Here is a 13,803-nt window from a genome sequence, read left to right on the forward strand (position 1 = left end):
GTTCGGCGGGGAGAGTACCCTCCCCGCCGAACACACCTAGCTAAGACAGGCGCCTGCGGACGATCTCACTGACCACCTTGCCGTCGAAGCGGCCGGCGACCCTTTCGGTGACCGCTTCATGACATAGCCCATGTGCATCAGGCTTAACTCCACGCCGTTGGCCTTGAGGGAAGCGATGGTCCGGTCAACAATGGACTCGACTTCCTCGGAAGTCAGTGGTTCCGGGAGATAGGCTTCGATTACCTCGGCATCCGCGATCTCCGTGGCGGCACGCTCGGACTCTCCGGCCTCCTCGTAAAGGCGGGCGACCTCGTGATACTCCGCGGCCTCCTTCTGCAACATGGCCGTGATTTGGGCGTCGTCCAAATGGATCGGCACCTGTCCGGCCTTCTCACGGGTGTCAATCTCGCTCAGGACGTTGCGCGTGGCGTTCAGGGCGACGCGGTTGCCATCCTTCATATGGCTGACGACGTCTGCGTGCAGCCGCTCCTTCAAGGTGGACATGGTGTGCTCCTCGATTCGATTTGCCGTGCTGGCCGGCTGCCAGCCCGGCAGGCGGTGACGGCGTCCCGGGCGGGGTCGTCGCATCGTAGGTGCATGGCAGAAGTCAGAGCCATACTTGTACATTCATTATCTGCCAGGTGGCGACGCCGAGTAACCCCGCAATCCAACACTGAGCATGCCCCCTCTTGGCTTTGAGCATTGGACATATTCACACTATGTCCATTCCCCGCAGCCAACGGGGGGCATGTCCCTTGGGGGGCTAGACGCCTTCCAGCACTTGGCTCGTAGCCCACGCGAGGTACTTGGCGGCGTTCGCGACGGCGTCTGCCGCGTCGGGCACTCCATCGCGACGTTGGGCGACATCGAGTAACTGGGCCGCGGCCACCACGCCGTGGCCTGCGAGTTCCTCGGGCGTCACCAAGATCCTGCCGGCTACGACAATCACCGGAATGCCCTGCACATGGGCCGAATCGGCCAGGGCGATGGGTGCCTTGCCGGTCAGCGACTGAGAATCCATGGAGCCTTCCCCGGTGATCACCAGATCCGCGCCCTCGAGTTGTTCGGGAAGCCCTGTCAGTCCCGCCACGAGGGCGAACCCGCCTTCAAGCGTCGCCCGGGTGAAGGCCAAGAACGACGCCGGGAATCCGCCAGCCGCCCCGGCGCCAGGCACGTTGACGTCCTGTCCGCCCGCTTCCCGCAGCAGGGATGCCCAGTTGCGCAGGCCGGCGTCGAGCAGCTCCACGGCATCTGCATCCGCCCCCTTCTGCGCACCGAAAACGTGCGCTGCACCGTCGTCGCCAAAGAGCGGGTTCCGGACGTCGACGGCGATCCGGAACCGTACCGCGGTCAGCCGCGGATCCAGCCCGGAGACGTCGAGGGACACGACGTCGGCGAGCGAGCCTCCACCAAGCGGAACCACGTTCCCTGCAAAATCCAGGGGCTTGAGCCCGAGTGCGCGCAAGGCGCCGCTTCCGCCGTCGGACATTGCGGAGCCTCCCAGGCCGAGCACAATCTCTGTAGCTCCGGCGTCGAGGGCCGCGGCGATGAGTTGGCCGCAGCCATAGCTGTGGGCGCGCAAGGCGTTTTCCGGTGTCGGCTCCATGTGCGCCAACCCTGACGCTTGCGCTGTTTCAATCACTGCCGTGGCTCCGCCGAAGGCGTTTTGCCGGATGGCCCATGCGGCACCCACCGGCTTGAGAATCGGGCCGACGACGGCGTTGATCCGCTCCTCGTAGCCTGCCGCCACGGCCGCTTCCAGTGTTCCTTCGCCACCGTCGGCGATGGGAAACTGCGTCACCACGGCATCCGGATAGACACGCAATGCGCCCTCGGCCATGGCCGATGCAGCCTCGGCAGCGGTGAGGGAACCTTTGAACTTGTCCGGGGCAATCAGGATACGCATGATCCCATCCTGCCAGCGGCGCTAAGCTTTTCGCAGATTCGTGCGTGGAGATGTCGAAAACAGCACACGCCGTTCGTATAGAGGGTGAGACGCAGGCAAGGTGCCGGCGCCACATCCCAAGGAGGACCAGCTATGTCACGCTATCTGCTCAGCATCTACCAGCCCGACGGCCCCATCCCGGAACCCGAAATCCTGAACAAAGTCATGGCCGATCTTGACGTCCTGAACCAGGAAATGCGCGACGCCGGCGCCTGGGTTTTCACGGGCGGCCTGCACCCCGCCAGCACCGCGACAGTGGTGCGGGTGAACGACGGCGAAGTACTCACCACGGACGGGCCCTTCGCCGAGGCAAAGGAACACGTGGGAGGGCTGTGGGTCATCGAGGCTCCGGACCTGGACGTGGCGCTCGAGTGGGGACGCAAAGCCGCCCAAGCCACCACCTTGCCTATCGAAGTCCGGCCCTTCGCGGGCTACCGGGAATAGTTTCCCCATGGTGCATATTTCGGAGATCGGACAAATATTCCGCGAAGAGTATGGACGCTCCGTGGCCGTCCTGGTCCGCGTTTTGGGCAGCATCGATGCCGCCGAAGACGCGGTCCAGGACGCCTTCACCGAGGCCGTGGCCCGATGGCCCGACGCCGGGTTGCCGCCAAGCCCCGCCGGCTGGATCATCATCACCGCCCGCAACCGCGGCATCGACCGGCTCCGCCGCGAGGCAACCGGCCGGGAGAAACTCGCCCAGTCCGCCCTGCTGAACGGTGATCTGCACGGCGAGCTGCATGGCGATCAAGCCGAAGCAATCGAGGTGGACACGGTGGAGGACAACCAGCTCCGGCTGATCTTTACGTGCTGCCACCCGGCCCTCAACCGGGCCGCACAAGTGGCACTGACACTCAAGCTCCTGGGTGGGCTCAGCACCGCCGAAATCGCCCACGCTTTCCTGGTCCCCGAGCCAACTATGGCCCAGCGCCTTGTTCGGGCGAAAGGAAAGATCCGCGACGCCCACATCCCCTACCGTGTGCCGAGCGGGGCCGAGCTGCCGGAGCGGTTGAAATCGGTGCTCGCCGTGGTCTACCTGGTCTTCAACGAGGGCTACGCCGCGAGTTCAGGGGCCGGGCTGGTGCGCGAAGACCTCTGCCGCGAGGCTATACGCCTCGGCCGGCTGATCATGGAACTCATGCCTGACGAGCCCGAGGCCAAGGGGCTCTTGGCCCTCATGCTTCTCCTCGATTCCCGCCGTGCCGCCCGGACAACTCCCGACGGCGGCCTAGTACTGCTCGCGGACCAGGACCGCAGCCTCTGGAACAAGGATCTAATTGCCGAAGGGCAACTGTTGGTGCGGCAGTGCTTGAAGCGGAACCAGCCAGGTCCTTACCAATTGCAGGCAGCCATCAATGCCGTGCACAGCAGCGCTTCAAAGCCCGCGGACACCGATTGGCGGCAAATCCTGGCGCTTTACGGGCAACTCCTGGCCTTGGAGCCGACGCCGGTGGTTGCCTTGAACCGGGCCGTTGCCCTCGCGGAGGTGGAAGGACCCGCCGCGGGGCTCGCCGCCGTCGAACTCCTTGAACTAGGCAACTACTATTTGTTCCACGCCGTGAGGGCGGACCTGCTCCGCCGGCTCGGCCGCAACGACGAAGCGATTGCCGCCTACCGCGCTGCGCAAGAGCGCACCGGGAACGACGCCGAGCGGGCTTTCCTGGACGCGCGGACCCAGGCGCTCACCACCATCCCCCGCGGTCCTGCAACACCGACTTCAGACGGTCCGCACGGTCGGTGACGATCCCGTCCACGCCCATATCCAGCAGCCTGGCCATCTCTGCGGGGTCGTTGACCGTCCAGACGTGGACCTGCAGCCCAAGCCGATGCGCCCGCCGCAGGAAACCGGGCGTCACTACCGTCAAGGGGCCGTAGCGGACGGGTACCTGGAGGGCATCGACGTCGTGCAGGATCTTCCGTAGCCATCCTTCCGGAAGAAGCGGTCCCAGAAGGGTAAAGGCGGCGTTGCACACGATGCCCGCCGAAGATGCCGTTCGACGGCGGAGCAACCGCAGGACTGCGCGACGCCGGCGATCGGAAAAACTCGCGATCAACACCCGATCATGCGCGTCCAGCCGTTCAATGACTCCGGCGAGGGCCTTGACGGTATGCCAATCCTTGACGTCGACGTTCAGCCGCGTCTCGGGGAATGCGGCCAGGATGTCCGCCAAGAGGGGAATTGCTTCGCGGCCGCCGATCCGAGCCTTGGCAACCTCGGCCGCGCTGAGGCTGGAGATCTGGCCGTGGCTGTCCGTGACGCGGTCCAGAGTCTCGTCGTGGAAAAGGAGAACCACGCCATCAGCAGTGGTGCGGGCATCGGTTTCAAGATGCGTGAAGCCAAGCCCAAGCGCGGCACTGAAGGCCGCCGCCGAGTTCTCGAGTCCGTCCGGCGAAAACCCGCGGTGTGCGAAGGCGAGCGGTGCGTTTTGTCCGTCGGGGCGGCTAAAGAAGGGCAGGTTCAGGCTCACACGGGTAGCGTAACCCGCGGCGAGGCGACCCGCGGTAGCGTGGCCAGGCCGTGCGGCCAGCGAATGCCTCAGGATTCCTGCGGCACGATCTCCACGCCGTCGCCGCAGTGCACCAGCGTGCGTCCGCGGCCGCCGTCGAGGTTTACCCAGACCACACTATGGTCACTCGAAATGGCGTCCACCTGGCCGGGGTTCTCAAACCCCGCCGCGAGCTTGACGCGCACGCGATCTCCGCGGCGCAACTGCTTCCAATGTTCGGCCGGCACTGCCCGGCGAACCGGGGCCTCGGGCCACCCGGTCGTCTTCCTCTTTGCCATCTTGTCCCCATATTTGTTCGGTATCGAATGGCAAAAGACTATGGGGGCAAGTTGAACGGCAGTTGGACTGAATCTGTGTAATACGTGAGCGGACCCAACTGACTCGCAGTTGTTGTCGTTTTGGCAGCTCATAACGACAACAAATGCGAGTCAGTTGGGCCCGGCCCGGCTGAAAAAAGGGGGTACTAGATGATCGCTGCGCGGAGTTGCTTCGCGGCGAGCGCGGGGTCGTCTGCGCCGTAGATGGAACCGCCGACGACGGCGACATCCGCTCCGGCTCGCTGGACGGCTCCGATGGTGGACAGGTTCACACCACCAGCCACGGAGAACGGTACCCGGGCTTCCTCGCCGGCGCTCAACAGGACGTCCAGGTTGTAGCCCGGCTTTGCCTGCTCGTCGAGGCCAGCGTGGAACTCGATGAACTTGGCACCAAGGGCCCTGGCTTCCTTGGCGCGGGTGACCTTGTCCCCGACGCCGATCAGGTCCACCACGATGCCCTTGTTGTGTGCCTTGGCCGCCTTGACCGCACCGGCGATCGTGGAATCGTCTGCGCCGCCGAGTACGGAGACGAGGTCGGCTCCAGCCTTGAAGGCGATATCGGCTTCGAGTTCGCCAGCGTCCATGGTCTTGAGGTCTGCGAACACGATCTTGTCCGGGTGGGCCTTCTTGATGGCGGTCACGGCGGACAGGCCTTCGCTTTTCACGAGGGGGGTGCCGAGTTCGATGATGTCCACGTATTCGGACACCTTGCCCGCGATCTCAAGGGCAGCTTCGGTGGTGAGGACGTCGATGGCGACTTGCAGCTTCATGGGGAATCTCTTTTCGTCTTTTGTTGAGTGGTTGTTGTGGTGTTGGTGCGGTGGAACCAGGTGCTATTCGAGGTTGGCGTGGCGGAGCCACAGTTCCTCGGCCGGGGTTGCGTCGTTGTCCCACAAAGCCTGGAAGACCGCTTCTGTGGCGAGGAAGAGCACCTGCTCGAACAGGCTGCCGGAGTACTGACGGGACACTGTTGATCCGTGGTCGGTCTTCTGCGCAGCGGGAATGATGACGACGACGTCGGCCAGTTCCGCGAGCGGGGACGTTGCGTTCGTGGTGTAGGCCGCGATCCTGGCGCCGGCTTTTGAGGCTGTCTCGGCGGCCCGCACGACGCCGGAGGTCGTCCCGGAGCCCGAGGCAAGCAGCAGGAGGTCGCCCGAGCGGATTGCCGGCGTCGTGGTGTCCCCCGCGATGTGGACGTCGAAACCGAGGTGCATCAGCCGCATCGCAGCCATCCTCAGGACAAGGCCGCTTCGGCCAGCTCCTGCGACAAAGATCCGGCCGGTGGCCGAGTTCCCCGCGGACTGGACTTCCTTGGCCAGGCGGGACAGCTGCAGCAAATCTACTTCAGCGGCCGTCTCCGCGATTTCGCTACCCACGAGGGCCAGGCTGAGGTCGATGTCCTGGCTTAGGTCGACGTCCTGGGCGCCGCAAGCGAGGATGCGATTTTCGTCCGATGCGGCGTGGACAGCCTCTGCGGTGGTGGTCATGCGTTACCTCCTGCTCAGTTGAATGCTCCGTTTGAATCAATCGTTCAGGATTGAACGGATAGGCAGAACGATGAGGATGGACAGTCCTAACTATCCATTCGGGTAGTAGGCGCGGAACGGAAGCCGCTAAAGTGGCGGGATGACTCCAAACACGTGGACCCTCTTGGAGGCGGTGGCCGCACTAGCGAACGCCCCGTTGATGAGTATCGCCGAACGCCTTCGTGAAGCAGTGTCGCCCTATGTGGGCAGTAGCGCGTTGATCATTTTCACTGAGGACTGCACTGGTCGGCCCCAGAAGAAGGCCGGGGCGGAGGGGATCATCAGCCGCGTCTCCATTCCTGAACTGGACCAGTTGCGCTCCCATATCGCGGAAGGCGAGGCCTGGCAGGGAGAAGCGACCATCGCCGGAGGGCTGCGGCCCGTTCTTGCATTGACGTCCCAGACCAATGCGCTGCTGACCCTCACTGCGCCGGTCCTGGCCGAAGAGCCCTTGGAGCGTGAATCAGCGCTGCGGATGCTCGACTACCTGTGGCAACTGACAGCCCGGCGCATCCAAGAGAAGGTGGCGGACGCGCCGCCGTCGTACCTCTTGGAATCCCGGGCGGCATCCGCCGAGCGGCTCCGAGTCACGGCCGAACTCGTGGACAAGCATTCCACCACCCTTGAGACGATGTTGGCGGCGCTGCGATCAGGCTCCCTCGACGACGCCGCGGCGCGCAAGGCCGTCACGGACCTTGCCGCCACCTCCCTCGTGAATTTGCGGACGTTGAGCGACCGCACATCGGATCTCGTGGAAGAGCCCGTGGCTACCGCGTTTGAAAGGCTGCGGGAGGACCTGCGGCCACTCACGCACTTCAGCGGGCTCGACATCCAGTTCATCGAGCCACCGATCAACGGCCGCGCCTTGCCCGGCGAGGTAGCCCATGCTGCCCGGGCGATCGTGCGGGGCCTGGTACTCGCCATCGTGGAGCAGCCTGAGGTCAAGCGTGTGCGCGTGCAGTGGGACTGCGACGGCGTGAACCTCCTCATCAATGTGCGCGACGACGGCCTGGGCGAACTGACTGCGGATTCGCCCAACATTGCGCGGCTCAACAGCCGGGTGGCGGCACTGGACGGCCGCATGAACATCGAGGTCATGGCCGGCTGGGGAGCGGATGTGCAGGTGGTCCTGCCGCTGGACCCACCATCGGCCCCCGTCGGCGACATCGGCGGATGGGGCCTGGCGGAGCGCGAAATGGAAGTCCTTCAGCTGTTGGCCGCCGGGCAGCGGAACAGGGCCATTTCCGCCAAGCTGCACATCAGCGAAAACACGGTTAAATTCCATGTCAGGAATATCTTCAGGAAACTCGGCGTGGGTTCACGAACTGAGGCCATTGCCTTGGCACACAGCCACGGGCTGCGGACGCCGGGCTAGCGGCCGGTGCGCGCCCCGGTACAGGGCTGGCTAGTCCCCACCGCCACCCTCGCCTCGCAAGTCCCCGTCGGCGGCGGGGCCCCACGGCCAGGGAACCCTGGCGGCGTGGGCCCCCGGCAGGGAAGCGAGCTTCGCCTCGAGAATCTGGGCCACGCCGTCGTCGTCGAAATGCGGTGCTTGCTGACCCGCGGCGCTGATGGCCTCTGGGTGGCCGCTGGCCATCGCGTAACCGTCGCCGGCCCAGCGCAGCATCTCGACGTCATTGGGCATGTCACCGAAAGCCACCACATCCGCGGCCTCGACGCCCCTGGACGCCGCATATTCAGCCAGCGTGACGGCCTTGTTGATTCCGGGAGCGGACATCTCCAGGAGGGCGGTCCGCGGTGCTGAGTGCGTGGTCTCCACGAGATGCGCGACGGCGGGCTGTACCTCTGCCAGGAAATCATCCGGGGTGCCGGTGCGGGTCACGGCAAGGAACTTCACGACGGCGTCATCCGCGGTGAGCGTCTCATCCAGCCGCGCGGGGGTGAACTCGGCCAGGAGCTCACTGGTTTCGTTCTCGATGAAACCAGGCTCAAGGTGGAATCCGGTGAGGGTTTCGGCCGCGAACAAGGCGTCGGGGCGGAGCTGCTTGATAATCCTGCGGGCCTCCAGCACGGACTCGATGCTCAATGCATTGGCGGAAATCAGCTTGTCAGCCTCAAGATCCCACACCACGGCTCCGTTGGAACAAATGACGGTGCCGGTGTGCCCGATCTGCTCGCGTAACGGGTAGAGCCAGCGTGGCGGCCGACCCGTCACGAACACCACCTCGACGCCCGCGTCACGGCAGGCATGGAAAGCGCGGATAGTGCGGCTGCTGATCTTGCCGTCATGGCCAAGGATGGTGCCATCGATGTCACTTGCTACGAGCCGCATCATGTCAGTCTAGTGGGGCCGGCCGCGGAGGGCGGCTACGAGCTACCGGCGCTCGAAATGGCCCGTGATGACGGCCCGGGCCAGGGTGTGTGGCACCAGCTTACGGACAAGCGCACCCGTGGAGGCACCGGCGTCGAGACCCAGTTCTTCGACGTCAACGGCATGCACGGCCACGATGTACCGGTGCGGTCCATGTCCTGGCGGAGGGGCGGCCCCCAGATAACCGGGGAACCCGGCGTCGTTTTTCAACTGGAAAGCGCCGGGCGGCAAGTGCGAACCACCTTGAACCCCGGCGCCGGCCGGCAAGGAGCTCACACCGGCAGGGATGTTGATGACGGCCCAGTGCCAGTAGCCATCGGCCTTCGGGGCATCGGGATCGAAAACCGTGACGACGTAACCCTTGGTTCCCGCCGGGGCTCCGTCCCAGCTCAAGTGTGGCGACTCGTCTTTGCCTCCGGCCACGCCGAAGCGCTTGCTGGTCTGTGCCGGTTTGAGCGCGTCACCGTCCTTGACCGATTCGCTGGTGAGATCAAAGGCCGGGACGCGGGGAAGGGCGGCGTAGCTCATGGCTTCCTTTCAGTGGTTGCCTCAGCCTCTGGGGCGCCTAGGGCGTTGAGCTCGGCTCGCGTCGGCGGGTTCGCGCCTGGCCGGGAGACAGTGATAGCCGCAGCACGCGCTGCATGGTTGAGGATCCCTTCGAGCACTTCGGCGGGCATGGCATGCAGCTCGTCCCGGTTTTGCGCCCCTGCCAGTCTTTGATCGACAATCCCTGAGAGGAGCGCGGCCATGAAAGAGTCACCCGCGCCCACCGTGTCCGCCACGTCGATCTTGGGGGCGTCCACTTGGGCCTCGCCAGCGGCAGTGACTCCCCAAGGTCCGTCCGCTCCCCGCGTGACCACCACGAGGGCCGGTCCCGCACTACCGCCCAGGCGCAGCCAGCGCCGGGCCGATTCCAGGACGTCGACGCCGGGGTAGAGCCACTCAAGGTCCTCGTCGGAAGCCTTGACCACGTCGGAGAGCGCCACGAAGTGCTCCACTTGGGCGCGAGCGTAGTCCCGGTCTGTGATGATGCTGGGCCGGCAGTTGGGATCGAAGCTGATGGTCGCGTTCGGGTGGGCGTGCTCGACGGCGGCAAGGACTTCCGCTGCTCCCGGCTCCAACATGGTGGCGATGGAGCCGGTGTGCAGGAGGGACGTTCCCTGAAGCATGAAGGGCAGTCGAGTTGCGAGGCCGGGAAGTTCCCAGATGAGGTCGAAGGTGTAGCTGGCCGCGCCGTCGTCGTCGTCGATTAAGGCGGTAGCTACGCTAGTGGGATTCTCGTCCGGGGGCAGCGGAACCATGACGGAACTGGAGCGCAGATGGGCCGCGATCGAGTCGCCGTAGGCATCCTTACCGAAGCGTCCGATGAACTGGACGGCGTGGTCCAGCCTGGCCAGCCCCACGGCAACGTTGAGCGGGCTGCCGCCCACGTGGGCATCGACTCCCGAGGAGCGCTGGACCACATCAACCAGCGCTTCACCAATGACTGTCAGCATGGGACAACTCTGCCACGCAGATGTGGTGCGCGTCTCTCAATGACAGTGGGTGACTTGTCAGCAAACCGTCACACCAGAAGCCGCTGCACCAGCTCCCGGCATTTCTTGTACGCAACCGCCCTGGGATCGATCAGGTCGAAATGGTCCCCGGGTACCTTGAGGAGCTGTGCGGCGCCTCCGGAAGCAGTGGCAGCGGCAACGTATGCCTCAGATTGGCTACACGGAACATCTTCGTCAGAAGCAGCGTGGACGGCAAAAACCGGAACACTGATGGGGAGTGACCTCATGGGGTCCGCATAAATATGCCGTTTGGGGTATCTTATGGAGTCGCCGCCCATCAGGTTATCGACGGCACCATTGCTCAGGTTGAGGCGTTCGGCATCTGCCAGGTTCAGGAGCCCTGATTGGCTCACCACGCCGGTCAGCCGCACGGCTGTGCCATTGTCGTGCCGATGGAGCTGCCGATCGGCGTCGGGGGCACCAATTTTGGAGAGCTTTTCCCGGCCGGCTGCCCACACCGCAAGGTGGCCTCCTGCGGAGTGTCCCAGGGCCACCACTTTGTCCAGGTTGAGTCCGTGCGTGCCGGCAATCTCGCCCAGATGGTCGATTCCATCGAGGACGTCTTCGAACGTATGCGGCCACCCGCCACCGTTTCCTGCCCTGCGGTACTCAAGGTTCCAGGCGGCGATTCCGTGTGCCGCGAGGTCCCGCGCAATCGGCTCACCGAGCTCGGCGCCGTATTGCGAGCGCCAATAGCCGCCGTGGATCACCACCACCACTCCGTCATGCCGACTGCGGTGTGCCTCCAGTGAGTTGTCTGGTACGAACAGCTCGCCCCATTGGCTGGAGTGATCGCCGTAGTAGTACTTGTGCCGCTTCATCGTGTCCTCCTTTGTGCCGAGCCTATCGCGGCGGGGCGACGCGGAGGGGGAGCCGTCGCGGTTTCCGCGCGGACACAGGCAAAGGAGCGCGGTCCGGCTCCAACGCGGTCCGGCTCCGAAAACTGTCGGCCCTCCGCCGTAAGCTGGAGGCATGGCTAGCAATTGGGACAGCTTGGATCCTCAGCTGCGCGAATCAGTACAGGCGAGCGTGGAGCTCTACGAACGCGTCCGGCCTGCCCTGAAGCTCGTCACCCGCGACGTCCTGTTGACCTTGCGGGACATGCTCAAGGACAGCGAGTCCGTGCCCCTTTTCGTCACGGGACGCACCAAGACGGTCGAATCCTTCCGGGAGAAGATCTCCCGCACCGAAGTGCCCCTGGAGGGCGGCCCCCGGGTGCTGAAGTTCCCGGACCCGTTCCGCACCCTGAACGACATGGTGGGGCTGCGCGTCATCACCAAGCTTCCGGCCGAGAACGCCGCCGTTGCCAATTTGATCAAGCGCCAGCGCCAGCTTTTCGATTGCCGTGGCGACCTCGAGAAGGACATCGGCTCCATCGAGTCCGGCACCTACGGATATTCGAGCCGCCACCTCATCCTGCGCACCATCCAGAACGAGACCGTGAAGGCCTACCAGCAGGTGTTCAATCCGGACATTCCGCCGAATGGCAGCTATTTCTTCGAATGCCAGATCCGTACGGTTTTTGCCCATGCCTGGAGCGAGATCGAACACGACATCCGCTTCAAGGCTGAGGATCCGCGCGCCTGGACGCCACATTTCGACCGCCAGTTCACGGCCACCGCAGCCATGCTGGAAACCGTGGAAAGCGCCTTCGCGGACCTCCACGAACGCTACGAGGAGGTCCGCGGTTACTGGGATCTGGACGGCGAAGGGTCCATGCCCCTCACGCCCAACCGTGTACGTGACGTCTGGCGGACGCTCCTTCCGCACGTTGACCGTAAAGTTGATGACGACTGGGGCTGGGCTGCGGAGCTTCTGGCGGCCCACGGACTGAACAAGACCGTGGAACTCGCCGGGCTCCTCAGCGCCAACCGGATCACCGAGGTCCGCAAGGCCTTGGACCACCGTTACTCCCCCGGACCGGACCGCCTCCTGGATGATCTCCTGCTGTGGCAGTACGGCACCGAACACATCGACCTCACCGCCGAGGCTCCCGACGTCGTCCCCCACCCTCGGCGGGACAGCCTCCAGCGGCGGCTCAAGCAGATTGAGCGGTACCGCCTGACCAACAGCTAAGGACCCATGACACCCGAGCAGCTCCAGTCCCTCCGTTTCACGCTGCGCTCGCCCCGCAGGCTCAAAACGGAAGCCCTGGCCGGCTTGGTGGTGGCCCTTGCGCTGATTCCAGAGGCCATCGCGTTCTCTGTGATCGCCGGCGTGGATCCTCGGATCGGGCTCTTCGCGTCCTTCACCATGGGAGTGACCACTGCGATCGTGGGTGGCCGGCCGGCCATGATCTCCGCGGCTACTGGCGCCGTCGCGCTCGTGATCGCCCCCGTCATGAAGGATCACGGGCTCAACTATCTGATTGCCACGGTCATCCTGGCGGGGATCTTCCAAATCGTCTTGGCGGTCCTGGGCGTCACGCGGCTCATGCGCTTCATTCCCCGTTCCGTCATGATCGGATTCGTGAACGCCTTGGCCATTCTGGTGTTCATGGCCCAGTTGCCCGAGCTGATCGGCGTCCCCTGGATGGTCTACCCGATTGTGGCCATTGGGCTTTTGATCGTCTTCAGCCTGCCCAGGATCACGACGGCGGTGCCCGCGCCTTTGGTGGCGGTCGTCGCCCTCACCATTGTCACGGTGATGGCAGGAATCAGGGTTCCCACGGTGCACGATAAGGGCGAACTCCCCAACAGCCTTCCCGGCTTCTTCTTGCCGAATGTGCCTTTGACCTGGGAGACCTTCCAGACCATTGCACCGTTCGCCTTGTCCATGGCGCTAGTGGGCCTGCTGGAGTCGCTCCTGACCGCGAAACTCGTGGACGACATCACGGACACCCGTTCCAACAAGACCCGGGTCTCCTGGGGCCAAGGCATCGCGAACATCGTCACCGGTTTCCTGGGTGGCTTGGGCGGCTGCGCCGTCATCGGACAGACCATGATCAACGTCAAGGGTTCGGGTGCCCGCAGCCGGCTATCGACCTTCCTAGCCGGAGCATTCCTGCTGGTGCTTGTTGTGGCCCTTGGGGACGTGGTGGGCATGATCCCCATGGCCGCCTTGGTTGCTGTGATGATCTTCGTTTCCCTCATCACGTTTGACTGGCATTCGATCCGGCCCGCAACGCTCAAGCGCCTCCCGAAATCCGAGACCGGCGTCATGCTGGTGACCGTGGGCGTGGTGGTGGCGACCCACAACCTGGCCATCGGAGTTGGCGCCGGCGTCCTCGCGGCCATGGTGCTGTTTGCCCGCCGTGTGGCCCATTTCGCCACGGTGGAACGGAGCGAGCTCGAACTCAATGGCAGGACCGTGGCGAGCTACACGGTGGACGGTGAGTTGTTCTTCGCTTCATCCAACGACCTCTACACGCAATTCGACTACGCGAAAGACTCCTCGGAGGGAATCGACCACGTGGTCATCGACCTGCACGCTTCGCACATCTGGGACGCCTCCACCGTTGCCGTGCTGGATTCCGTCACAGACAAATATCGCAGGCACGGCCGCGAGGTGGAGCTTATAGGGCTCAACGCGGCCAGCGTCCGGATGCGCGAGCGGCTCGCGGGCAAGCTCAACGCGGGCTAACGTCCCTGGCCCCAACTAGCTCGCAGTTGTTGTCGTTA

The 13,803-nt window shown here is 64.5% G+C and carries 15 protein-coding genes; 5 read left to right on the plus strand and 10 right to left on the minus strand.

The features are described from left to right. Positions 1-36 precede the first annotated feature (36 nt). Positions 37-504: a GatB/YqeY domain-containing protein gene (locus HNP00_RS18650; RefSeq protein ID WP_311770614.1), complete on the minus strand. Its 468-nt coding sequence runs from the start codon at positions 502-504 to the stop codon at positions 37-39. A gap of 259 nt (positions 505-763) precedes the next feature. Next, positions 764-1,906: a glycerate kinase gene (locus tag HNP00_RS18655; protein ID WP_184741221.1), complete on the minus strand. Its 1,143-nt coding sequence runs from the start codon at positions 1,904-1,906 to the stop codon at positions 764-766. Positions 1,907-2,038: 132 nt separating this feature from the next. Between HNP00_RS18655 and HNP00_RS18660 the strand changes: the two genes are divergently transcribed. Both HNP00_RS18660 and HNP00_RS18665 read left to right on the plus strand, forming a co-directional pair. Further along, positions 2,039-2,389, plus strand: a complete 351-nt coding sequence (locus tag HNP00_RS18660; protein WP_184741222.1) for a YciI family protein — start codon at positions 2,039-2,041, stop codon at positions 2,387-2,389. Between the two features lie 7 nt (positions 2,390-2,396). Further along, entirely contained in the window at positions 2,397-3,686 is a 1,290-nt protein-coding gene (locus HNP00_RS18665) for an RNA polymerase sigma factor (RefSeq protein WP_184741223.1), read from the plus strand. Here the strand turns inward: HNP00_RS18665 and HNP00_RS18670 are convergent. The 4 genes from HNP00_RS18670 to hxlB form a co-directional block, all read right to left on the minus strand. Next, positions 3,628-4,407, minus strand: coding sequence for a glycerophosphodiester phosphodiesterase family protein (locus HNP00_RS18670; RefSeq protein ID WP_184741312.1), 780 nt, complete (start codon positions 4,405-4,407; stop codon positions 3,628-3,630). The genes HNP00_RS18665 and HNP00_RS18670 overlap by 59 nt on opposite strands. Before the next feature lie 74 nt (positions 4,408-4,481). Next, positions 4,482-4,730, minus strand: a complete 249-nt coding sequence (locus HNP00_RS18675) for a hypothetical protein (protein ID WP_184741224.1) — start codon at positions 4,728-4,730, stop codon at positions 4,482-4,484. Between the two features lie 185 nt (positions 4,731-4,915). Next, a complete protein-coding gene (hxlA, locus tag HNP00_RS18680; RefSeq protein WP_184741225.1) occupies positions 4,916-5,539 on the minus strand; it encodes a 3-hexulose-6-phosphate synthase in 624 nt (207 codons plus the stop codon). Positions 5,540-5,602: 63 nt separating this feature from the next. Beyond that, positions 5,603-6,256, minus strand: coding sequence for a 6-phospho-3-hexuloisomerase (gene hxlB / locus HNP00_RS18685; RefSeq protein ID WP_184741226.1), 654 nt, complete (start codon positions 6,254-6,256; stop codon positions 5,603-5,605). 139 nt (positions 6,257-6,395) lie between these two features. On the opposite strand from hxlB, the gene HNP00_RS18690 reads away from it, so the two are divergent. Beyond that, positions 6,396-7,670 (plus strand): response regulator transcription factor family protein, encoded by a 1,275-nt coding sequence (locus HNP00_RS18690; protein WP_184741227.1) that lies wholly within the window; start codon positions 6,396-6,398, stop codon positions 7,668-7,670. Between the two features lie 30 nt (positions 7,671-7,700). Here HNP00_RS18690 and HNP00_RS18695 read toward each other — a convergent pair whose 3' ends face one another. The 4 genes from HNP00_RS18695 to HNP00_RS18710 form a co-directional block, all read right to left on the minus strand. Continuing rightward, positions 7,701-8,588: an HAD family hydrolase gene (locus HNP00_RS18695; protein ID WP_184741228.1), complete on the minus strand. Its 888-nt coding sequence runs from the start codon at positions 8,586-8,588 to the stop codon at positions 7,701-7,703. A gap of 42 nt (positions 8,589-8,630) precedes the next feature. Next, entirely contained in the window at positions 8,631-9,155 is a 525-nt protein-coding gene (locus HNP00_RS18700; RefSeq protein WP_184741229.1) for a YbhB/YbcL family Raf kinase inhibitor-like protein, read from the minus strand. Beyond that, positions 9,152-10,123: a carbohydrate kinase gene (locus HNP00_RS18705; protein ID WP_184741230.1), complete on the minus strand. Its 972-nt coding sequence runs from the start codon at positions 10,121-10,123 to the stop codon at positions 9,152-9,154. The genes HNP00_RS18700 and HNP00_RS18705 overlap by 4 nt, the downstream gene beginning before the upstream one ends. A gap of 68 nt (positions 10,124-10,191) precedes the next feature. Then, the gene (locus HNP00_RS18710) at positions 10,192-11,004 is read right to left on the minus strand and encodes an alpha/beta hydrolase (protein WP_184741231.1); all 813 of its coding nucleotides are present in this window, start codon (positions 11,002-11,004) and stop codon (positions 10,192-10,194) included. Positions 11,005-11,155: 151 nt separating this feature from the next. On the opposite strand from HNP00_RS18710, the gene HNP00_RS18715 reads away from it, so the two are divergent. Both HNP00_RS18715 and HNP00_RS18720 read left to right on the plus strand, forming a co-directional pair. Continuing rightward, positions 11,156-12,259, plus strand: a complete 1,104-nt coding sequence (locus HNP00_RS18715; protein ID WP_184741232.1) for a GTP pyrophosphokinase family protein — start codon at positions 11,156-11,158, stop codon at positions 12,257-12,259. 6 nt (positions 12,260-12,265) lie between these two features. Then, on the plus strand, positions 12,266-13,765 hold the full coding sequence (locus tag HNP00_RS18720; protein ID WP_184741233.1) for a SulP family inorganic anion transporter: 1,500 nt from the start codon (positions 12,266-12,268) through the stop codon (positions 13,763-13,765). Positions 13,766-13,803 lie beyond the last annotated feature (38 nt).

The organism is Arthrobacter sp. AZCC_0090 (genome assembly GCF_014207375.1).
Taxonomy (GTDB): domain Bacteria; phylum Actinomycetota; class Actinomycetes; order Actinomycetales; family Micrococcaceae; genus Arthrobacter.